The sequence below is a fragment of the Pseudobdellovibrio sp. HCB154 genome (assembly GCF_046267985.1).
Classification (GTDB): domain Bacteria; phylum Bdellovibrionota; class Bdellovibrionia; order Bdellovibrionales; family Bdellovibrionaceae; genus Pseudobdellovibrio.
In genome coordinates this window covers 661,700-683,670 of the sequence record NZ_CP176530.1, presented here as the reverse complement: position 1 = coordinate 683,670, position 21,971 = coordinate 661,700, and the positions used below count along the sequence as shown (strand labels likewise).

Below are 21,971 nucleotides of genomic sequence, written 5' to 3'. Positions count from 1 at the left end.
AAATTAAATTACAGTCCTAACTTGTTTTCGTTCGTGTAGATCATGTCTGGTTTTACATGACGGTATTGTTCGAACTTGTAACGCATTTTTACCAAACGAAGCATAAAATCAGCCGGGTCTAAATCCGGATTCTTTTGGTACACTTTCACTTCAGACAAAATAAACTTCTGTGCTGATTCAGGGTGAAAGCAAAAACCTTTTAAGAAATATTTTTTGCCATCAAGCTCTACGATACGGGCTTCAAAAAATTCTTTCTCATCAAATTCAAAAACATGTTGATCGGCATTCACTGTAACTTTTTCGTTTTTGAATAAGTCTTTTAAAGTGATTTCGTCTTTTTTAACTTTCACAAGTTCAAATAAAGAATGGCGGGCCTTTTTTAAGATTTCGATCACTTCTTTATCTTCATCTGTTAAACGTAACTCGCGCTGGATATCTACAACCATCAGCGGAGTTTGCATGTGGCCTTTTAACGGACGAGTTAAAAAGTACCAATCATAAAACTGGTTCATTCTTAATGTGTAGTTCGGTTTGTTTTCATCCAGAGTTCCGGCGTTTTCAAAAAACTCTTTACGAGCCATATTTAATTCGTCTTGAAATTTCGCATCCGCGAAATGGCCGACTAATTTTAAGTAAGAGTTTTCAAATTGATCAATGGTGAGCATGGTGCGGTTTTTCCTTTTTCTGGATCATTTTATAAACAAAGAAATCAAATAATTTTACAGCGTCGTGTGGACCCGGGTGACTTTCTGGATGGTACTGAATACCTAAGCAGTTTAATTTTTCAGAAAAAAAGCCCGCCACGGTTTGGTCGTTAAGATTTTTATGAGTGACTTGGGCACTTTCAGGTAACGTTGTTGAATCTACAGCGTAACCATGATTTTGGCTCGACATATAGATCATATCTAAAATACGGTCTTGAATCGGATGGTTTGCACCACGATGGCCGAATTTTAATTTGTAAGTTTTTGCACCTAAAGCGATGGATAAAACTTGGTGACCCATGCAAATGCCAAACACAGGAAGTTTACCCACGAAGTGACGGATCGTTGCCGGTGCATTTTTAACTTCAGCTGGATCACCCGGACCATTTGTTAACATGATGCCATCTGGCTGATACGCTTCGATTGTCTTTGCATCAGCACGTGAAGGAAATACTTTTAAGTGCGAGCAGCGTTTTTTTAATTCACGTAAGATATTTTCTTTCGCTCCGAAATCTAAAACTGCAACGCGTGGACCATGAGTATTGTCGCCCACGATTTCTTGTGCTTCTTTACGAGAAGCTTCCCAAACCCAGTCACCGTCGACTTGTTTGGCTTGAGCAATTAAACCTTTAGCTTTTTCGCGAGCCGCATTTTCATTGGCCGCCTGAACCACCGCTCCCCAAGGGGTACCTTGGTTACGTAATTCTAAAACTAATTTTCTAGTATCTACTTCAGTCATGATCGGCACTTTGTGTTCGATCAGGCGTTGCGCCCAAGAGGCATTCGCTTTACTGAATTGCATTTGTAAGCTGATAAAACCTTTGATCCAAATTTTTTTTGATTCCCACACTTGATCGTCGATACCGTAGTTACCTTGCATCGGTGCTGTCATCACGATGATTTGATTCATGTAAGAGGGATCTGTCGCGATTTCTTCGTAGCCTGAGTGAGACGTGTTAAAAACCACTTCTCCCGCAGTTTCAGGGAATTCAGTTTGTGCCGCTAAGCTTTCGCCAGCAAACACTTGTCCATCTTCTAAAACTAAATATTTTTTTAGCATTATGAAATCCTCTGTAACACTTGACGAATCAGCGCTTCGCGAACGAAGGCTCCGTTTTCTACTAATTTTAAAATCTGCGAACGTGGATCTTGCAGCACTTCTTTTTCCAATTCAATCCCATAATTGATCGGCCCTGGATGCATAATTATGCTATCAGTATTCAAGTACTCTAACGTCGCTTTGTTAATACTAAATTGCGCCTTGTAATCTTCAACAGAAAACTTCGCGCCACCGTGACGTTCTTTTTGTACTCGCAAAGCCACCACTGCATCTGCCCACTGAAGGCCTTCTTTAAGTTGGCTGAAATACATCACGTCGCGATCTACGCTGTAAGGTAAAAAGCTAGCCGGACAAGAGTAGCCGACCTGATAACCTAAAGTCCGCGAAAGTTCTAAGTGCGAGCTAACGACGCGAGAATGTTTAATATCGCCAACAAACAAAACTTTTTTACCTTCAAGGGTTTTAAAGTTTTCATAAACAGTCAGCATATCTAAAAGAGCTTGTGTGGGATGCCCTTGCATTCCCCAGCCGGCATTGATGATCGGCGTGTGAATTTTCTCGGCCATCTCGCGCATATTTAATGCATCGGGAGCTCTGATCACAAAAAAAAGAGGCTTCATAGCCTCTATGTTTAAAATCGTATCTTCTAGGGTTTCATCTTTTTCAAGACTAGTTCCCGCTGCGCCACTTAAGACAAGGGGATAAACGCCGGATCTTGCACAAGCCGCTTCGAAACTAAATCTTGTGCGCGTGCTCGGCTCAAAAAACAAAAGAGCAGCGATTCCTCTTTGCGGAATGTCTTTTTGTCCAGTGAAGCCGTTTTTCAACTGCATCGCTGATTCAAAAAGGGAATAAATTTCATTGGAAGTTGCTGACTTGAGGTCAATGACAGAGCGGTAAATGTTGTTTTGCGGGCTCGTAGACATTGAAATTTAAGATAACTGTTTTACTGAATCTTTGTCAAAAAACGACTGAATCTTAGCCCTTTTTCTTGAGAAATGGAGTCTTGCGTTGAACTCACCGAAAGCCAGATCAGCTGCGCCTTGCCGGAAACTTGATCAGAGGTAATCGATCCCCAATCTCTAGAGTCTTCGCTCGCGTCTCGGTTGTCGCCCAAAACAAAAAATTCACCTGGTTTTAAAGTCACTTCGGCCATGTCTTGAGTTTTAAGTTGGCCAGTCATTGCTCGCAGGATTCTACGAGTCGAATTTAAACAAGTTTCGCTAAAAATTTCAAAATTTTCGATTTTTTCAACCGATGTGTACTGGCATTTTTCGCCATTAATCGAAAGTTCACCGCCGACAAGAGCGATTTTATCGCCCGGAATCGCCACCACACGTTTGATAAAATACTGCCCTAGTTTTTCTGAGCGAGTAAACACGATCACATCACCGCGTTCAGGATTTTTCTCTTTAATACCGTAAGCCAGTTTGTTTGAAATAATAAAATCACCAGCTAAAAGCGTTGGCGCCATAGTGATTGTTGGAACTTTAAAAACACCGATAAAAACCACTCTTAAAAAGATGGCTAAAACGATAGCTCCGATAATCCACGAAAAAGTCGACATTTTTTGGTTCATGTTAGTTTATTGTCTTGAATAATCGCTCAAGACGCAAGCTCAACGGGTCACAAATATAAGGAGCCGCTTCTAACATTTTTTCACAGCTAAACCAGATGTAGCGTGCGCGCCCCACTAATAAATCTTTCGGAAGGTTGCCCCAAAAACGGGAATCTTGGGAGTTGTAACGATTATCCCCCATTACAAAATATGAATTTGGCGCTACTTCAAAAGTTTTAGCCTCCATCTCAAAGTCAGATGCAGAGTTCCCTTCAAAGCGGACAAAGTGATCAGTATCACCTAGTTTTTCTGAGTAATATTGAGCATCAGGCTGGAAAGCCACGCGAAAAGAGATATCCTGTACCGGATTTTCAATCGGTTTTAAATCCAGAAGCTCACCATTAACCTTAACGTTCATGCCTTTAACTTCGATTTTATCACCAGGTAAACCCACTAATCTTTTGATAAAGAATACGTCGCGGTTATCGGGATAACGAAAAACCACCACATCGCCGCGCTTTGGTTCTGACCAGTTAATTAACCACCCATCACCCATCATCGGCTTGATTCCGTAGACGTATTTTTGCACTAAAATATGATCGTGAATAAATAAATTAGGAACCATACTTTCTGAAGGAATCACGAAAGTTTCGATCACTAACCAGCGAAAAGAAAAGAACAAAATCAAAGGAAAAAAGAACAACAGGAGCGCATAGGGCCAGCGGCCCTGTTTGCCTTTTTTAGGTCTAATGAGTGACATTGTGGAAGAACCTGCGCCAACGGATCGTTAACGGGTTACAAATCACAGGAACAAAAGGAATCATTTCGTCACAGCTTAACCAAACGAAGCTGGCACGGCCTAAGATATTTTTCTTAGGCATATAACCCCAAAAACGTGAGTCATGAGAGTTATAACGGTTATCACCCATCACAAATAAACTGTCTTCAGGCACAACCCACTCACCGTCTCCTGAAAACCCCATCACTTGAGATTTTTTCATTAAGATTGAGTGCTCGATTTTGCCACCTTTTCCGTCGTTAAGTTCTTCGAAAAAGTGGATGTAGTTTGATTTTGAATCTTTATACATGCCTTCAGAGTTTGAAAAGTCTTCTTCACGAAGCCAGTCGAAATTCCAATTTGTTTTAGGAACTACTTTTTCTTGAAGTTCGCCGTTAATAAATAAAGCGCCGTTATCAAACTTAATACGATCACCTGGTAAACCAACGATACGTTTGATAAAGAATGTGCCTGGATCTACTGGGTATTTGAAAACCACGATTTCGCCACGCTCTGGCTCACGGAATTTAACTAACCATTGTTCAGAGAAAGGAACGCGAACGCCGTAAGTGATTTTATTTACGAAAATATGATCATTCACCAATAAAGTCGGAAGCATTGAGCCTGATGGAATCACATAAGCTTCTAATAACAACCAGCGGATTGTTAAGGCGGCCAAGATAGCCAAAGCCATCGAGCCCCAACCCTCAGTCCAAAAAAGTTTGTTGGTTACATCCCAACCATTGTACTTAGGTGCTTCTTCTTTTTTTTCAGTCTTTTTGCCGAATAATCCCATAAATGCTCTTTTCATAGTAATGATTCTACTCATTCCCACAAAAAGCAATAGGATTCCCCACCCCCCAGGTCTGACGGCACGATGCCGTCAGAAGCATAGCCAAGGATGGGAACTTCGCTTTAAAATTAGTCGTCAACCTTCAGGATGGCTAAGAACGCTTCCTGAGGCACATCGACTGTTCCGATCTGCTTCATACGTTTCTTACCCTCTTTTTGCTTCTCTAGAAGTTTACGCTTACGAGAGATATCACCACCATAACATTTCGCAGTAACGTCTTTCTTTAAAGCTCCTAAAGTTTCGCGGGCAACAATTTTAGCTCCGATAGCGGCCTGAATAGCCACTTGGTATTGTTGGCGCGGAATAAGCTCTTTCATCTTTTCGCAAAGAATACGGCCTTTATTAACAGCCTTAGACTTGTGAAGAATTAACGATAAAGCATCCACGGGTTCGCCGTTGATTAAGATATCCATTTTAACTAGATCAGCTTCTTCGAAATCCATGAATTCATACTCTAGTGAAGCGTAACCTTTAGTGATTGATTTTAATTTATCATAGAAATCCATCACCATTTCATTCATCGGAAGTTTGTATTCGATGATGACTTTCTTTTCCGTGATGTAATCCATTTTTAATTGCGTACCGCGTTTATCTTCGCAAAGTTTAATTAAACTTCCGATATAATCGGTTGGCGTGTGAAGAGTAACTTTAACGTATGGCTCTTCCATTTTTGCAATTTGAGTTTCATCAGGCATGCCTGATGGATTTTCTAACATTAAAACTGTGCCGTCGTTTTTCGTAATACGATAAACAACCGTTGGAGCAGTTGTAATAAGATTTAAATTAAATTCGCGTTCTAAACGCTCTTGTACGATCTCCATATGCAGAAGACCTAAGAAACCACAACGGTAACCGAAACCAAGCGCTAGTGATTTTTCAACTTCGTAAGTTAACGAAGAGTCATTTAAAATTAATTTATCTAAAGCATCTTTTAAATGTTGATATTCAGAAGCAACTACCGGGAAGATACCAGCAAAAACCATTGGTTTAATTTGCGAAAAACCTGGAAGTGGTTCTGTAGCTCCGTGTTTAGCAGACGTAACAGTATCACCTACTTTTACGTCACGAATATCTTTAATACCGCAAATTAAGAAACCCACTTCACCCGCAGCCAATTCTTCAACTGGATCTGGAAATGGCGTGTATTTACCTAAACGTAAAACTTCATAGTCACGGTCTGTGGCCATAAACTTGATGCGGTCACCTTTTTTAAATGTGCCGTCAACAGCACGAACAAGAACTACAACACCTTGATAGGCATCAAACCAAGAATCGAAAATCAACGCACGCGGAGTAATTGTACGATTCGCTTTTGGTGGCGGAACTTTTTCAATAATCGCTTCCAAAATTTCTTGGATACCGATTTTTTCTTTCGCTGAAGCATGAACGATACCTGAACAATCAAGACCTACAGAGTCTTCGATTTGTTTACGAACACCCTCTGGATCAGCTGTCGGAAGATCGACTTTATTTAATACAGGAATAATTTCTAAGTTATTTTCTAAAGCTAAATAAACGTTCGCTAAAGTTTGCGCTTCAACACCTTGAGCAGCATCAACAACTAAGATCGCGCCTTCACAAGCTGCAAGCGAGCGAGAAACTTCGTACGAGAAATCCACGTGGCCCGGTGTATCGATTAAGTTAATCTGATACATCTCACCGTCTTTTTGAGAACGGTATTTTAAACACACAGTTTGAGCTTTGATTGTGATTCCACGTTCGCGCTCAAGTTCCATGTTATCAAGAAATTGCGCTTTTGATTCACGATCAGATAGTGAGCCCGTGTAAGATAAAAGCGCATCGGCCAAGGTAGATTTACCGTGGTCGATATGCGCGATGATCGAGAAATTTCTGATAAACTTTGGATCTGTTATCATTTAAAAGCCTCCGGCTTTGTTTTACTGAAAGCCTACCGGCTTTACTCTAGAAGAATATCTTTTACTATTTTGCAGCTTCTTTAAGTTGTTCGATTTTGTTTAATTTTTCCCATGGGAAGAAACCTTTATCTAAATTTTCTTCACGACCGAAGTGACCGTAAGCCGCTGTCGGAACATAGATTGGTTTTAATAAATCGAACTCTTTTACGATACGAGCTGGGCGTAAATCCCAATTCTTTTTAACGATCTCAGCTAATCTTTCTGATCCGATTTTTGAAGTGCCGTAATCATTTACCGCAATTGAAACTGGCTCAGCTACGCCGATCGCATAAGAAATTTGAACTAAACATTTTTCAGCAAGACCAGCTGCCACGATGTTTTTAGCTACGTGACGAGCCGCGTACGCTGCTGAACGGTCAACTTTAGAAGGATCTTTACCAGAGAACGCACCACCACCGTGAGCACCGTGACCACCGTAAGTATCTACGATAATTTTACGACCTGTAAGACCAGCATCACCCATTGGACCACCTGTTACGAAACGGCCAGTTGGATTGATGTGAAATTTAGTGTTGTTATCGATCCATTTTGAAGGGATCGATTTTTTAACAAGCTCTTCCATGATGAAAGATTTGATTTCAGCGTTTGTTACGTTATCAGCATGTTGAGTTGATAACACGATTGTATCGATACGTTTTGCAATACCGTTTTCGTACTGAACAGAAACTTGTGATTTAGCATCAGGACGTAACCAGTTTACCCGGCCTTCTTTACGAAGCGCTGCTAAGTCTTGAACTAAAGCATGAGATAATGAAAGTGATACCGGCATGAACGTTGGAGTTTCGTTCGTTGCGTAACCAAACATTAAACCTTGGTCACCAGCACCTTGCTCATCAGCGCCAGTCTCTTTAACACCTTGAGCGATGTCTGGAGATTGTTGACCAACAGCAACCATTACGGCGCAAGTTTTATAATCGAAACCTTTATCTGAGTGATCGTAGCCAATGCGGCGAACAGCATCGCGCGCGATTTCAGAGAAATTGATTTTTGCAGAAGTTGTGATTTCGCCACCAACAACAACTAAACCTGTTGTTAACATTGTTTCACAAGCTACGCGGCCTTTAGGATCTTGCGCTAAGATCGCATCAAGAATTGAATCACTGATTTGATCCGCCATTTTATCCGGATGACCTTCAGATACTGACTCGCTTGTAAAAATATAATTTTTCATTGTCTTTTGATTCCTTACAACAAAGGGTTATTTGATATTTTTTGTCTTATGTTAAAACCACTGAAAATTACTGCATTTTTAGAGCGGAATCAATGTCTAAGCTTTAGACATTATTAACTTTTCTTCAATAGCCTCATTATTCCCACCCAAAAGCCCTACTGCGTAGTATCTTGGCACCGTTTTCCAACCCATTTTTAAAGGAGTTCCCAATGAAAACACTAAGTTTAGCGCTTAAAACGATTACCGTAGGTTTAACTCTAGCAAGTTCTGTTTCTTTTGCAGCAGACGCTTCTTCAGGAAAAAAATACGTTAACAGAGATGAATTAATGGCAATCTTAACTGAAGGTGGTCTTCCAAATGGAGAACATTTAGGAAAAGTTAAAAATAGCGAAAGCGAGTCATGTGTTCTTACTGTTAATACAACGGTTGGCCAAGAAAAACTAGCGATGAAGTTATCAACACAAACAGATCTCGAATCTCAACAATTCAATTTTAGCGATGAATACGAATATCCCCTTAATGAAGTAACAGGAAAACTAGAACGAGTAAGCCAATTTCGCATAACTGAAAACCCAGATGGCATCTCGATCAACCAAGATTTTTCTGATAGTTCACAAGATGTTATGATTACAAAGACAAAAAACTCAGTTGAGTTTACATTTACCGAATTAGGTGCTGGAGACAATAGATCTTTAACTTGTGTAATTAAATAATTAAAAATCTCAACAAATATATAAAAAAAAGCCAGGTGTTAAACCTGGCTTTTTGTTTTTTAACTTTGTGAAGTTAAAATTAGAACGTGATACCTAAACCGAAAGTTAACGTTTCGTGTTTTTCATCTTCTGGTAGATCAGCTCCGTCGTATTCTTTGAAAGTGTAATCAACTTTTTCAATGTTGATATCTACTAAAGGTAAAATTTTAATACCAAGACCAAGTTTTAAACCTGTACCTTCGTAATCGCCACTTGCGCCACCAGAAACTTCAACTTTAGTTTTCGCTTTTGGAATATAACCAATATAAGGTCTAACAAATGGAACGCTTGCACCTACTGTAACACCAACATCAGTGTATGAAATATCGGCTTCTGGAGAGGAATCAAGAGTTCCTTTAGTCATTTTCACATCTAATGCTACCCATGGAATTACCATTTGATAACCCGCACGCAACCCTAACGAATTACCTTTCGTGTCTAGATCCGGAGCGCCCCCTCCTTGTTTTAAAGTACCTTTCATAATTCCAATGTAAGGCTCAATAAATCCGCCTGCATTCGCAGCCGCAGTAACAAACACAACTGATAAAGCTAATAATAAATTTTTCATTTTGAACACTCCTTGTGTGATAACTCTAATTCTTCTCTGAGGCAGATCACTCTGCAACCTGATAACAGTTTACTAAGGCTTAGGTCGTGAAAATGTTTTATCGAACCTGCGTCTCAATCCAATAATTATGTTGTGTGCTTTCGTTCACGAAATATCTCAGAATGAAACAAAAAAAAAGCCCCGATCGCATTAAGCCAATCGGGGCCGTGGGTTTTGGTTTTCTAATTTAAATAAAGTGGATTAAGCCACTTTGCGACCGCGTGGTTGATATTCCATCTGATCGTTCACTTCGTTCATGCGACCTTCACGCGAAAGATCAAATTTCTTGTGATCTTGATAGATCTCTTTCACTTTCAAGAATTGTCTTTCCATACGGTCGATCATAAGATCAACGGCCACATAAATATCTGTTGCCGCACCATGAGCCTTAAAAAATTTTTGTTTCGAGTTAATAGATACTTCGCAGTGAAATTCGTGATGGTCTTTCCAGTAATAAACTGTACAACGCCCATCTTTTAAAAGGAATTTACCGATTTCGTCCAACTTCTCGTTTGTATATTTAACTAGAGATTCAGAATAATCGAGATGTTTGAACGTATAGTTCGACTTCATAGAACAAGCTCCTTTGCGTTCTTTTTGTTTTGCTTACCTTATTTATCGGAGCTAACTAGACCAACGTTGAGCTAAGAACATCGAAAATCGCAAAAAATTGTTTTTAAAAATGTATCGAAGTGAAACGAAATGCCTCTAGAGTTGAGGCACTATAAACAAATGACGCAGAAAAAAATTGCGTTATTTAAAAGACCAATTGATCAGTTCTGTTTTGATATCATTAACATCAAATTTACCACTGGAATTTAAGATGCGCTGAACTTTCTTACCATCCCATTTGTACATCATCACAGTCATTTTACCTGCAGAATAACCGATCTCCATTTTGATATCCGTAGGCGTTTGCTTAAAAGGCTTCAGAACTTCGTTAGATTTAAACCAGGCAAATTTATGGCAATCAACCTCAGGAGTTACCTGCGATCCGTTAATGTCATAGCAAGCTTTTGAATCAACCATAGCCTTAATTTGCGATTCGATTTTTTTACGCTCAGGCCAGTTTTTAATTTGTAAATGGTAAGTCACCGGTTCTTCAGCAAAAACTACAACCGAAGTTAATAAAATAAAAAGAGAAATTAATTTTTTCATATTACCATCTTCCAAGCTTAACAACCTCGGTTGTGAGCTTTACACCCTTTTCTTTTTCCACGGTCTTTTGCACATGTGTGATTACATCCCAGATATTTTTGGCTGTAGCTTTTTCTAGATTCACAATAAAGTTTGCATGTTTCAAAGAGACTTGCGCATCACCCACGCGATAGCCTTTAAGACCCGTGCTATCAATCAATTGCGCCGCCTTATGACCCTCAGGGTTTTTAAACACCGACCCGCAACTTGGCATATCTAAAGGTTGTTTGCTTAGACGAATTTTATTCGTTTCACGCACTTTATCTAAGATTGTCGGGTCATTTTCAAGTGGCCAGCTCATACCAACATTGACGATAATATGCGGCTGCCAGCCGTCGGTATGACGGTATTTAACATTTAATTGATTTTTCTGCAGACGAATTGTTTGAAGATCTAAAGTCAGCACTTCAACCCAGTCGACAAAATCCATAAATTCACGCGGTACAAATGCTTCGGCAACGCCTGCATTCATCACCACACCACCACCGACATCACCCGGAAGACCGGCTAAGAAAAGAGCTGGAGCTAATTTTTGTTTTAAGAATGTTTTAAGAAGTTCCGACTTCGCAGTTCCAGATAAGGCTTCAATATGAAGACGCCCGTCTTTTTCAAAAGATGAAATTTTAGAAAGTCGGCGTAAACAAATCGTAAGGCCTTCGATACCATCATCAGAAACAAGAACGTTTGTACCACCACCTAAGATGGTGATTTTTAAATTCTTATCTTTAGCAAACGAGATCGCTTCTTTTAAATCATCAAGAGTTTTTGGCAAACAGAAATTATCTGCATTGCCACCTACAAGCCATGACGTGTATTCAGCTAAATTAACGTTTTGAGAGATTTTCAAGGACATCTAAACCTAATTTCCAGCCATCACCAGCACCTAGAGTTAAAAACACATCGCCTTCGCGTAAGTTTTTAAGAATGAGTTGCAGCTGTTCAGCTTTCGGAGCATGAAAAGTATTTGGTTGATTCATCTCTTCGATTAATTTTTCAGAAGTAATTCCTGGAATGGGCGCTTCACCTGCCGCGTACACATCGCCTAAGAATAAAACATCAGTTTGCATGAAGCAGGTTTTAAAATCCTGCCAGCAATGCTGGGTGCGTGAGTAACGGTGCGGTTGAAAATAAACAACCAAACGGTTTTTATCGAATTTTTCTTTAAATGCCTGAAGTGTTGCGCGTACTTCAGTCGGGTGATGACCGTAATCATCGTAAATTTTTACGCCACTTGCTTCACCTTTAAAGTGAAAACGACGATCCACACCTTCAAATTGCGCAATCCCTTTGGCACAAGATTCAAAATCAATTCCTGCAGCCATTGAAGCTACGATCGCCGCAGTCGCATTTAAAGCATTATGTAAACCTGGTAATTGAATTTTAAAGTTACCTAACACTTTTCCACCACGAGAAAGCGAATAATTACCTTTTTCACCTTTTAACACGTAGTCGTTATTTTCATTAAAGCCGTAGAATAAAATCTTTTTGTTAAAACCTTCAAAGATCTGGCGAGTCGTTGGATCATCACCATAAACAATAACTGTTCCATAAAAAGGAACACGGTAAGCAAATTCCAAGAAAGCTTTTTTTAAGTTTTCAAAAGTTTTGTAGTGATCCATATGGTCTGAATCGATATTTGTAATAATTGAAATCTCTGGAGAAAGTTTATTAAAACTTCCATCAGATTCATCAGCTTCAGCGATTAACCATTCGCCTTTACCTAAGATCGCCGTCGATTTAATTCTTTCAAAACGGCCACCCACTACGATTGTAGGACTTTGACCTGCTTCTAAGAAAATCGACGAACACATACTTGTTGTTGTAGTTTTACCATGCGTTCCAGCTACCGCAATACCACGGCGAATGCGCATAATCTCTGCTAAAGCTTCAGCGCGCGGAATTAACGGAATTGAACGCGCTCTAGCTTCACGAATTTCTGGATTAGTAAAAGGAATAGCGCTTGAATACACAACCACATCAGCATCAACAAGATTTTCAGCTTGATGACCTTTGTAAACTTTAACACCTAGGCTTTTTAAGCGCTCAGTGTTTGCGTTTTCGCCGGCATCAGAGCCTGTCACTACGGCACCTGAATTATGAAGTAATTCAGCTAAACCGCACATGCCGATTCCGCCGATTCCGATAAAATGAAACTTTGCTTGTTCTATTTTCACTTAAAACACACCTTACTGTTGAATGCTTTCTAAAATATCTGAAGCAATCTTTTGCGAAGCTTTTAATGGGGCTAATTGTTTCAGATTTTTTGACATTTTATTTTTCAGATCTGGATTACTCATCAGATCTAACACGATTTTTTTAAATTGCGCAGGATCAAAAGTTTTTTGTAACAGCATAAACCCCGCATCAGCACGCACTAACGCTTCAGCATTGTGCTGCTGGTGATTGTCTGCGGCTGGAAGTGGAACGACCACAGGAACAACACCGAACGCTGCTGTTTCAGATAAACTTCCGGCTCCGCCACGGCAGAAGTGCATATCTGCTTCTTGATAATATCTAGGCATATCGTAGATATAATCCATCACTTCTACACAAGACGTATTGCCGTATTTATTTTTAATACGTTGAAAGTCTAAAGTTCCTGTCTGGTGGTATACTTTGATTTTGCTGTGCCATTCAGGATTTTTTAAAATTAAATCACTTAACTGGTCATTTAAAAACATACTGCCTTGGCTTCCGCCCGTACAAACGATTGTAAACACCTTGTGCTCTTTGTTTTGTGCGCCTTCACAGATTCTTTCGATCTCTGAGCGTAACGGCATTCCCCACACGTTCACTTGCGTTGAAGCCATACCGTCTTTAGCATCGCCAAAAACTAAGTAAGCTTTAGAAATAAATTTTGATAGTAACCGATTGGCCATGCCCGGATGAGCATTACCTTCCCACAACGCTGTTTTACGCCCACATAAAAGGGCTGCTAACAACATCGGAGCAGAAGCGTAACCACCAACACCCAGTACAAACTGAGGTTTGTGAGTTAAGATAATCCAGAATGACTGTAAAATACCGAACGGAATTTTTACTAACGTTTTAAGTTTAGCAAAAATTTGCCCTTTCATATTTAACTTACCACTTTGAATCAGTTGTAATTTGTAGCCAGCTTTAGGTACGATTCGTGATTCCATACCTTGTGGAGTACCGACAAATAAAATATCAGCCTGAGCGTCTTTTTTTAAGATAGCTTCAGCAATAGAGATCGCGGGATAGATGTGCCCACCAGTTCCGCCACCTGCGATGATAATTTTATTTTGCTGGGCATTTCTTTTTGCCGACATACAATCCCTAACGGTAATTTTCTGAAGCTTCGATATTCAGTAAAATTCCAAACATTAAACAAATAATCACTAACGAACTACCACCGTAACTTAAAAATGGCATCGTTAAACCTTTAGTTGGAAGTAACCCCATCACTACACCCATGTTAATAAACACTGAAAGCGCGAAGGTGATCGTTAAACCTAAAGCCAAAGTCTTTTTAAATAAATCTTCTGTTTTGATCGCGATACGAAAGCCACGAAACACCACAAACCCAAAAAGTAATAAGACAGCACAGATCCCGAGGAATCCCATTTCTTCACCCAAGATCGCCATAGTGAAATCAGTATGCGCTTCGGGTAAGAAAAATAACTTACCCTGACTTTGTCCTAAACCTTCGCCCGTTAATCCACCTGAGTGAATTGAAAGCATCGATTGAATCACTTGGAAACCTTTTTTCGCCGGATCTGACCATGGATCTAAGAAAGCCATCACACGCGCTTTACGGTAGGCCACATTCCACACAAGAAAGTAAAACATCGGAATAGCTGCCAAACCAAAACCTATAAAATATTTTACCGACAAACCGAAAGTGAAAAGTAAAGCTACACCCACCGCCAAGATAATCGCAAAACTTCCGAAGTCAGGTTGTTTTAATAAAACCAAAATCGGAACGATCAGCATTAAGCCAATCCAACCCCACTTCACATTGCGAAGAGTGTTTTGGTTTTTACAAACGATGCTGGCGATAAAAAAGCTAAACGCGATTTTTAATAGCTCTGAAGGTTCAAAACGAAAACCCATTGGTAGCTGAATCCAACGAAGAGCTCCCCCCACCCGAACACCAAGGCCCGGAATAAAAGTAGCAAACACTAAAATCGCAGCGGCAATCCAAACAGCCCAACCATATTTACGAATTTTTTCAAATGGAATTTGCACCGCGAACACTAAAGCTAAAATACCGATTACCGTAAAGATCGCTTGGCGTTTAAAAAAGTAAAGACCATCGCCGTAAGATTCGATCGCGAAAATATAACTTGAACTGTAAACTTGAACTAAGCCAACGCCTAAAAGCGCAAAGATAGAAAGAAAGAGACTTGAAGATAAAAATTTTGTCTGAAGCTTGATGTTGTTCATGTAAGCCTAACTCCGTCGATGGATTTGATCCAGACGGAGTTGCCTGACATTGGCGCGCTTTCAGCGCGACCTATAGAAACAACCTATCTGAATTTTTTGACGATCTCTTTAAAATATTCGCCTCTCTCTTCGTAACTGTCAAACATATCAAAGCTTGAGCAGGCCGGAGAAAGAAGAACGATATCGCCAATACGAGATTTTTGATAAGCGATTAAAACCGCCTCTTCAAACGTCCCGATCAGGTAAGTTTCAGTAAAATCACCTAAATCACGGTTGATGCGCTCTTTAGCCTCACCCACCAGGATTAACGACTTCACTTTACGCTTAATCATATTACGTAATGGCTCGTAGTTAAGATTTGTGTCTTTACCACCAGCAATCAAAATTACGTTTTCATCAAAACAGTCTAGGGAACGTAAAACCGCATGCACATTAGTGGCTTTAGAGTCGTTGTAGAACAGAACTCCGCCTACTTTACGCACATATTCTAAACGGTGTTTAAGACCGCTGAAACCATCAATCGCTCTTTGGATGGCGTCATGGTTCGCGCCGTATTCACGGGCTAAAAGTAAAGCCGCCATAACGTTTTCAACCGAGTGTTTACCTTTCATTTTAATGTTTTTCACATTGAAAGACTCGATATCTGGACCTGTGCGAACTTTGATTTCATCACCGATATTAACCGCACCACCGATATTCATGATTTGTGGTTCTAAAGCTGGTTTTCTAGAGAAGTAGAAAATACGTCCACGTTGAACAGCCGGATCACGGGCTAATTCTACAACCGCATTATCATCCGCATTTAAGATCGACGTTGTCGCTTGGTTAGTGTTTTTGAACACTTTGCGTTTGGCGTTTACGTACTCTTCCATTGAACGGTAACGGTCTAAGTGATTTTCTGCCAAGTTCGAGAAAACAACGTTTGCTGGATTAAAATTCACGCAGTGCTCAAGCATAAAACCTGACACTTCGGCGATCACAAGTTTCGCTTTTTTCTCTTCTAAAAGGTAATTAGTGATTGGGTTTTCATTTGAACCACCCACCCACACGTCAATACCTGATTCTTTAAGCATTGATTCACATAAACGTGCAATTGTTGTTTTACCGTTTGTGCCAGTTACAGCTGCAACCGGCTCTTTAATAAAACCAGCAGCGAATTCAAATTCACCCGTGATTTTTACACCTTGTTGGCGCGCGTATTCAAAAATCTTTAAGTGTGAAGCCACACCCGGAGAAAGAATAACTAAATCTTGCGATAAGAATGTTTTTGGCGAATGTGAACCTAATTCAAACTTGATGTTTGTATAACCTTCAAGCTGGTCTAATTGCGCCGATAATTCTGGCTTTGATTTATGATCCGTAATTGTTACGTTAGCTTCGTATTTTGTTAAAAACTTCGCTAATGAAACGCCTGTTTTACCAAGACCTACTACAAGAATCTTTTTATCCTTTAGTTCTGATAACTCTGTCCACATACCTAACCTACAATCTGTTGGCCTTCGGCCAAACTATCTTAACTTCAGCGTTGCTAAACTTAACATCGCTAATAAAATTGAAATAATCCAAAAACGAACAATGATCTTAGTTTCAGTTAAACCACCAAGTTCGAAATGATGATGTAACGGCGCCATTTTAAATACGCGCTTTCCAGTTAACTTAAAAGAAGCAACTTGCGTGATCACTGATAACGCCTCAACAACGAAGACACCACCAAGAACAACCATTAATAATTCATTCTTTGTGATGACGGCCATTGTTCCTAAAAAACCACCAAGACTTAAACTTCCGACATCGCCCATGAAAACTTGTGCCGGATAAGTGTTAAACCACAAGAAACCTAAACTTCCAGCAATCATCGCAGCGGCTAGCGGAGTTAACTCACCTGCACCCGAGATATGAGGAATTTGTAAGTAGTTCGCAATCGATGCGTGACCTGACACATAAGCAAAAATCGCCAATGTCGAAGCTGAAATAATCACAGGTACAATCGCTAAACCATCTAAACCGTCTGTTAGATTTACGGCATTCGCCGTTCCTGTGATAACTAACGCCCCAAAGACGATGTACGCATAGCCAAGATCCCAGGAAATATCTTTAACAAATGGCAACGTTAAGTTCGTGTTGAAATTGTAATACTTAATTAAAATAAATAACGCGATACCAGAGATAAAAAATTCACCAGCCAAACGAAGTTTGCCTGATAAGCCTTTCGTGTTTTTCTTTGAAACTTTTAAATAATCGTCGGCATAACCGATCATTCCAAAACCCCAAGTGATCACGACAGTGGCCACAACTAGCGGATTAAAAACATCAATCCATAACGCTAAGGAAATCAATGAGCTTAACAGAATAAGCCAGCCACCCATTGTTGGCGTACCTGCTTTTTTCTTATGAGTTTGTGGACCATCATCACGAATTGATTGGCCAAAATGTTTCTTTTTTAAACTTTCAATGAAGTACGGACCCCAGATTAAACATAGAAAAAAGCCCGTGAAAAACGAGATAAATGTTCTAACTGTGATGTAGCGAAATACGTTGAAAATCGAGTGTTGTTCAGCAAGTGAGTAAAGCCATTGATAAAACATTTTTAGATAAGTAGCACACCTCTGGAAGTAATAGCAAGAGGAAGTTTATAAGTATGCGAAAACACTAATGTTTTTGGCGTTTTTCGAGGGGGTGAAGTTTTGCCCATTCTGACGAAAGCATTAGCATTTCGCACGCAAATCAGGTATCACTCCCCTATGAGAAAAAATAAATCCGGACGCTCTACTGGTCGCTCTGAAGCTGAACTTAAGAATTTCAAACTTGGTGAAAACGACACGCAATACAATTTCGAATACTCTCCGAAATTGTTAGAAGCTTTTGATAATAAAAATCCAAATGACGTTGCTTGGACAACTTTTGTTTGCACAGAGTTTACTTCGCTTTGTCCAAAAACAGGCCAACCCGATTTCGCAAAAGTTTTTATTAACTACATCGCCGATAAGAAAATGGTCGAAAGCAAATCATTAAAGCTTTATCTTTTCAGCTTTCGTAATCATGGTGATTTTCATGAAGATTGCATTCAAACAATTTGCAATGACTTGAGTCGATTAATGAAACCTAAATATATCGAAGTGATCGGCGAATTTACTCCACGCGGAGGCATTGCGATTTTTCCTTATGCTTCAGCTTCAAATAGCGATGCGCATTTTAAAGAACTTCGTAAGACGCGTATGTTTAACTACGCGCCTGGTAAGTATTCTTGCGATTTAAGTAAGGTGTATTAAGAGTAACTACTCTTTAACGATCTCTAGCGTTTTTTCGTAATAGATTTCTTTTTCATCGCCCTGGCAAGACACATTAAATTTGAATTTGTCAGTGGCGTTGTCGATCGTAACGATTTTAAAGTTATGTTTGCTAGTCGCACATTTTTTTAAGCGACGAGGGTTCTTTTTAAAGTTGTGCTGTTGTAAGAATGTAAAGCTATGAATCGAGCTTGAAGTGATCTCATACGTTTTAAAACCGAAAATTTCACGTTCGATTTCCATAATCTCTGAATAGTGAATATCACCCGAGACAAGCACGAATGGCGCTTCAGCTTCTGAAAGCTTTTGGCAAAACTTTTTAAAACTCGCATTTTGCATATACTCGTAAGATTCTTTTTTTAGATAGCCACCAAAAAATTGGCTGCCATTCATAATCCACGAAGGCATGTTGTATTTATTTAATGAATCATATAACAGTTCTTCTTGCTGATCGCCATAGTGCGTATCTTCCGATCTGAAATAACGGCAATCCATAAGGTAAAACTTCTGCCCAAAGGCTGTAAAATCTTGATAGATACCTAAATCACGACGATAGTTTCTTTCTTCTGGAAACAACCAAAACGCCGAAAAAAGTTCTAACATAAATTTTTTGTGAACAAATGAGCCATCGGAATTGTTTTTACCAAAATCATGATCATCCCATGAAGCCAAAATCGGAGTTAAAAATTGGTGACGAAATACACCAATACGGCTTCTTGTTTCAACGTAACGTTTCCAGAAACCTTCTGGCGTTCCGCCACTGCCCTGGTCGGCGTAGCAAGTATCACCGATTAAAAATAGCAAATCAGGATTTTGCGCTTTAACTTTGTTCCACATAATTTTGCAGGCTGACTTAAAAAAATCTGACATGCAGCTGATGATGGCAAACTTTGGCATTTTTTTATTGGTATCTAAGGCTTTAAAAAAACGTTCGTCGATGATTTGTTTTTTAGAATCTAAAACACGAAGGCGGTACTGTTCGCCTAACTTCAGGCCTGATACTTTTAATTTATCTAGCTGATCTTCTGAACCCGCCATGCGATGAGTACTAATCATTAACAGAGGCATAAGTTGGTTTTTACCATCCACCACTTCAAATGAAATTTCGGCATTTATTTTTCTTAAAACCGTAAAATAACTTAAATCTTCAAGAGTTAATCCTTGATGGATCGGAAACGCGCCGAATTTATTTTTGGCTGCTAAAATTTCTAAGTCATGTTGAGCTGAACCTAGAGAAGGAATTGTTAATAAGCTTGCAGATAGAACGCCTGTTTGTTTAAGAAAATCTCTTCTTGATTGCGACATGATGCCGACCTCGTGGTGTTTACATTAGTAATCGGCTTATTATGTTAAGGTTCTAAACTAAATTTAAATAAATCAGACGAAGGTCGTGCGATCGTAACTGAAACTTAATGAACTCGGTTAAGGTCTTGTTAGTGCTCGAGGTGACTTTAGCTTAAACAAATGCTATTATGTTCCAATGTCGATTGAAAATGATAACGATCTCAAAGCTCTTAGAACCATTGGCCGCATTGTCGCTCAATGCTTACAGTTTATGTCTAAAAATCTTGAACCAGGTATTACAACTCTGGAGCTTGATGAATTAGGTCGTCGTTTTCTTGAAAAACATGGAGCAAAATCTGCTCCGAAATTAGTTTATCAATTTCCTGGCACAACTTGCATTAGCGTAAATGAAGAAGCCGCTCACGGCATCCCTTCTGCTGCAACAATTTTTAAAGCAGGTGATTTAGTGAATATCGATGTGTCAGCTGAATTAAATGGTTATTTCGCTGATACAGGTGGTTCATTTATTATTCCGCCCGAAACAACATTAAAACAAAAACTTTGCTTCGCCGCTAAAAGCGCTCTGCAATTAGCGATGAATGAAGCTAAAGCCAATGCCCGTCTTAATCGTATTGGTTATGCTGTTGAACAAGAAGCTAAACGTCATGGTTTTACCGTGATCGAAAATATCGGAAGCCACGGAGTCGGCCGTGCTTTACATGAAGAGCCTGATTTTATTCCAAATTATTTTGATCCGAAAGATAAACGCATCTTAAAAGAAGGCCAAGTTATTACGATTGAGCCTTTTGTTTCAAGTGGCGGTACAGAAGTTTTCGATACAGGCGATGGTTGGACATTAGCCACTCATGCAGGAATTTTCACAGCCCAGTTTGAACACACAATGGTCATCACCAAAGATAAACCTTTGATCATGACCCTGCCCGCTTAAAAGATTATTTCTTTTCCCAATTTAAAGGTTCGCAAAGTTCAACGAAACGCTCTGTTTTGGCTCCGCGTGAACCTTTCACAGTAATTAAATCACCAGAAGAAATATGAGTTACGAAGTGCTGCCCCATGCTTTCAGTTAAATCAGCGTCAACTTTGTAGTTTTTGTAATCGGTGTGATTTAATCCCGCTTCAAAATCTTTATAGTTTTCACCAATGAAATAAATAAAATCGTAATCGCTCATTGAAGCGGCGATCGCAAGCTCACGGTGCATTTCAGGAGCGACAGTGCCTAGTTCTTTCATCTGCCCAAAGACACCGATTTTTTTACCTTGTGTTTTTAACAGCGGAATATTTTCTAGAAGCGCTTTCATGCTGTCTGGATTTGCGTTGTAACCATCAAATAGAATTTGTACACCAATCGCTGTATCAACGAACTGGTTTCTACCCCAGGTTGATTTACAAGCTGGTAAAGCTTGCCAGATTTTTTCAGCAGGCATTCCGGCGGCGTAAGCTAAATTCGCTGCTGCTAGTAAGTTAGTTAAATTATGTTTACCAAATACCGGAACATCAGCAGAACCCCATTGGCCCGCGATATTTCCAGAAATTTTTAAACCAGCGGCTGAGAGTTCTTCGATTTTAAAAAACACATCGGCATCTTTGTTACGCTCAGAAAAACTTAACATACGGCTTGCCGGATACTTTTTCGCAATCGGGTACATCATATCGTAAGTTAAATCTTGATCTTGGTTAAACACCCGAATCGTATCTTCGCGTGAATCCATATAGATTTCAGCTTTAGCTTCAGCGATTTTCTTTTGCGTGCCGAAGTATTCGATATGGGCGCGGCCTACCATGGTACAAACAACAATATCTGGATCAGCAATTTTCACTAATTCAGTGATTTCACCAGCGTGATTCATACCCATTTCGACCACGGCATAATCTGCATTCGGTGGAATTTGCAGTAATGTTAACGGCACGCCCCAGTGGTTATTAAAACTACCTTGGTTAAAGTGTGTTTTTTTATACTGCGATAAAATAGCTGCAGTAAATTCTTTAGTGGTCGTTTTACCATTAGAGCCAGTGATACTTAGAATTTTTGTTGAAAGTGTATTACGGTAACCGTGAGAAAAATCTTGCAGACCTTTTAAAGTGTCAGGCACTTCGATAATGCTGACTTTATCTTTAAGGCCTGCAAACTTAGCATCTAAACGATGCACTAATAAAAGCCCTGCGCCTTTCTCAACAGCTTTATCTAAGTAATCATGAGCATCAAAGTTATCACCTTTTAACGCTACAAAAACTTGGCCTGTTAAATCTTTACGTGTATCAGTGCCCACTTCATGAAATATCGTTTGGTGAGCGGAAATGACTTTTCCGTTAGACCATCTAGCAATTTGTTCTAATGTCCATTGTGGTTTCATC

General features: G+C 39.6%; 22 protein-coding genes. 3 read left to right on the top strand and 19 right to left on the bottom strand.

Going from position 1 to position 21,971, the window contains the following annotated elements:
- Positions 1–8: 8 nt before the first annotated feature.
- The 8 genes from ACKWCF_RS03485 to metK all read right to left on the bottom strand — a co-directional run bounded on the left by ACKWCF_RS03485 (position 9) and on the right by metK (position 8,061).
- Positions 9–665 carry a hypothetical protein gene (locus tag ACKWCF_RS03485; protein ID WP_409479313.1) on the bottom strand — a complete coding sequence of 219 codons (657 nt, stop codon included), beginning with the start codon at positions 663–665 and terminating at the stop codon, positions 9–11.
- On the bottom strand, positions 652–1,764 hold the full coding sequence (gene carA, locus ACKWCF_RS03480; RefSeq protein ID WP_409479312.1) for a glutamine-hydrolyzing carbamoyl-phosphate synthase small subunit: 1,113 nt from the start codon (positions 1,762–1,764) through the stop codon (positions 652–654). Before carA ends, ACKWCF_RS03485 begins: the two co-directional genes overlap by 14 nt.
- Complete coding sequence (locus ACKWCF_RS03475) at positions 1,764–2,690, bottom strand: aspartate carbamoyltransferase catalytic subunit (protein ID WP_409479311.1); 927 nt, start codon at positions 2,688–2,690, stop codon at positions 1,764–1,766. The genes carA and ACKWCF_RS03475 overlap by 1 nt, the downstream gene beginning before the upstream one ends.
- A gap of 20 nt (positions 2,691–2,710) precedes the next feature.
- Complete coding sequence (lepB, locus tag ACKWCF_RS03470; protein WP_409479310.1) at positions 2,711–3,343, bottom strand: signal peptidase I; 633 nt, start codon at positions 3,341–3,343, stop codon at positions 2,711–2,713.
- Position 3,344: 1 nt separating this feature from the next.
- Positions 3,345–4,082, bottom strand: coding sequence for a signal peptidase I (gene lepB, locus ACKWCF_RS03465; protein ID WP_409479309.1), 738 nt, complete (start codon positions 4,080–4,082; stop codon positions 3,345–3,347).
- Positions 4,069–4,911, bottom strand: a complete 843-nt coding sequence (lepB, locus tag ACKWCF_RS03460; protein ID WP_409479308.1) for a signal peptidase I — start codon at positions 4,909–4,911, stop codon at positions 4,069–4,071. Before lepB (ACKWCF_RS03460) ends, lepB (ACKWCF_RS03465) begins: the two co-directional genes overlap by 14 nt.
- A 110-nt stretch (positions 4,912–5,021) precedes the next feature.
- Positions 5,022–6,830, bottom strand: coding sequence for a translation elongation factor 4 (gene lepA, locus ACKWCF_RS03455; RefSeq protein WP_409479307.1), 1,809 nt, complete (start codon positions 6,828–6,830; stop codon positions 5,022–5,024).
- Between the two features lie 64 nt (positions 6,831–6,894).
- Positions 6,895–8,061, bottom strand: a complete 1,167-nt coding sequence (metK, locus tag ACKWCF_RS03450; protein WP_409479306.1) for a methionine adenosyltransferase — start codon at positions 8,059–8,061, stop codon at positions 6,895–6,897.
- 209 nt (positions 8,062–8,270) lie between these two features.
- On the opposite strand from metK, the gene ACKWCF_RS03445 reads away from it, so the two are divergent.
- On the top strand, positions 8,271–8,774 hold the full coding sequence (locus tag ACKWCF_RS03445; RefSeq protein ID WP_409479305.1) for a hypothetical protein: 504 nt from the start codon (positions 8,271–8,273) through the stop codon (positions 8,772–8,774).
- Positions 8,775–8,853: 79 nt separating this feature from the next.
- Here the strand turns inward: ACKWCF_RS03445 and ACKWCF_RS03440 are convergent, their stop codons facing one another.
- From ACKWCF_RS03440 to mraY, 9 genes are all read right to left on the bottom strand, one after another.
- Entirely contained in the window at positions 8,854–9,381 is a 528-nt protein-coding gene (locus tag ACKWCF_RS03440; RefSeq protein WP_409479304.1) for an outer membrane beta-barrel protein, read from the bottom strand.
- Between the two features lie 240 nt (positions 9,382–9,621).
- The gene (hpf, locus tag ACKWCF_RS03435) at positions 9,622–9,993 is read right to left on the bottom strand and encodes a ribosome hibernation-promoting factor, HPF/YfiA family (protein WP_409479303.1); all 372 of its coding nucleotides are present in this window, start codon (positions 9,991–9,993) and stop codon (positions 9,622–9,624) included.
- 180 nt (positions 9,994–10,173) lie between these two features.
- Positions 10,174–10,578, bottom strand: coding sequence for a hypothetical protein (locus ACKWCF_RS03430; RefSeq protein ID WP_409479302.1), 405 nt, complete (start codon positions 10,576–10,578; stop codon positions 10,174–10,176).
- A gap of 1 nt (position 10,579) precedes the next feature.
- Positions 10,580–11,470: a UDP-N-acetylmuramate dehydrogenase gene (murB, locus tag ACKWCF_RS03425; RefSeq protein ID WP_409479301.1), complete on the bottom strand. Its 891-nt coding sequence runs from the start codon at positions 11,468–11,470 to the stop codon at positions 10,580–10,582.
- Positions 11,442–12,791 (bottom strand): UDP-N-acetylmuramate--L-alanine ligase, encoded by a 1,350-nt coding sequence (gene murC / locus ACKWCF_RS03420; RefSeq protein WP_409479300.1) that lies wholly within the window; start codon positions 12,789–12,791, stop codon positions 11,442–11,444. Before murC ends, murB begins: the two co-directional genes overlap by 29 nt.
- A gap of 12 nt (positions 12,792–12,803) precedes the next feature.
- Positions 12,804–13,910: an undecaprenyldiphospho-muramoylpentapeptide beta-N-acetylglucosaminyltransferase gene (gene murG / locus ACKWCF_RS03415; RefSeq protein WP_409479299.1), complete on the bottom strand. Its 1,107-nt coding sequence runs from the start codon at positions 13,908–13,910 to the stop codon at positions 12,804–12,806.
- A gap of 7 nt (positions 13,911–13,917) precedes the next feature.
- A complete protein-coding gene (gene ftsW, locus ACKWCF_RS03410; RefSeq protein ID WP_409479298.1) occupies positions 13,918–15,027 on the bottom strand; it encodes a putative lipid II flippase FtsW in 1,110 nt (369 codons plus the stop codon).
- An 83-nt stretch (positions 15,028–15,110) separates the two neighbouring features.
- Positions 15,111–16,502, bottom strand: coding sequence for a UDP-N-acetylmuramoyl-L-alanine--D-glutamate ligase (gene murD / locus ACKWCF_RS03405; protein ID WP_409479297.1), 1,392 nt, complete (start codon positions 16,500–16,502; stop codon positions 15,111–15,113).
- 33 nt (positions 16,503–16,535) lie between these two features.
- The gene (gene mraY / locus ACKWCF_RS03400) at positions 16,536–17,612 is read right to left on the bottom strand and encodes a phospho-N-acetylmuramoyl-pentapeptide-transferase (RefSeq protein WP_409479296.1); all 1,077 of its coding nucleotides are present in this window, start codon (positions 17,610–17,612) and stop codon (positions 16,536–16,538) included.
- Between the two features lie 156 nt (positions 17,613–17,768).
- On the opposite strand from mraY, the gene queF reads away from it, so the two are divergent.
- On the top strand, positions 17,769–18,296 hold the full coding sequence (gene queF / locus ACKWCF_RS03395) for a preQ(1) synthase (RefSeq protein WP_409479295.1): 528 nt from the start codon (positions 17,769–17,771) through the stop codon (positions 18,294–18,296).
- Positions 18,297–18,302: 6 nt separating this feature from the next.
- Here the strand turns inward: queF and ACKWCF_RS03390 are convergent, their stop codons facing one another.
- Positions 18,303–19,619, bottom strand: a complete 1,317-nt coding sequence (locus tag ACKWCF_RS03390) for an alkaline phosphatase D family protein (protein ID WP_409479294.1) — start codon at positions 19,617–19,619, stop codon at positions 18,303–18,305.
- A gap of 175 nt (positions 19,620–19,794) precedes the next feature.
- Here ACKWCF_RS03390 and map point away from each other — a divergent pair, with 175 nt between their 5' ends.
- Positions 19,795–20,547: a type I methionyl aminopeptidase gene (gene map, locus ACKWCF_RS03385; protein ID WP_409479293.1), complete on the top strand. Its 753-nt coding sequence runs from the start codon at positions 19,795–19,797 to the stop codon at positions 20,545–20,547.
- A 4-nt stretch (positions 20,548–20,551) separates the two neighbouring features.
- Here the strand turns inward: map and murF are convergent, their stop codons facing one another.
- Complete coding sequence (murF, locus tag ACKWCF_RS03380; RefSeq protein WP_409479292.1) at positions 20,552–21,970, bottom strand: UDP-N-acetylmuramoyl-tripeptide--D-alanyl-D-alanine ligase; 1,419 nt, start codon at positions 21,968–21,970, stop codon at positions 20,552–20,554.
- Position 21,971: the final 1 nt, after the last annotated feature.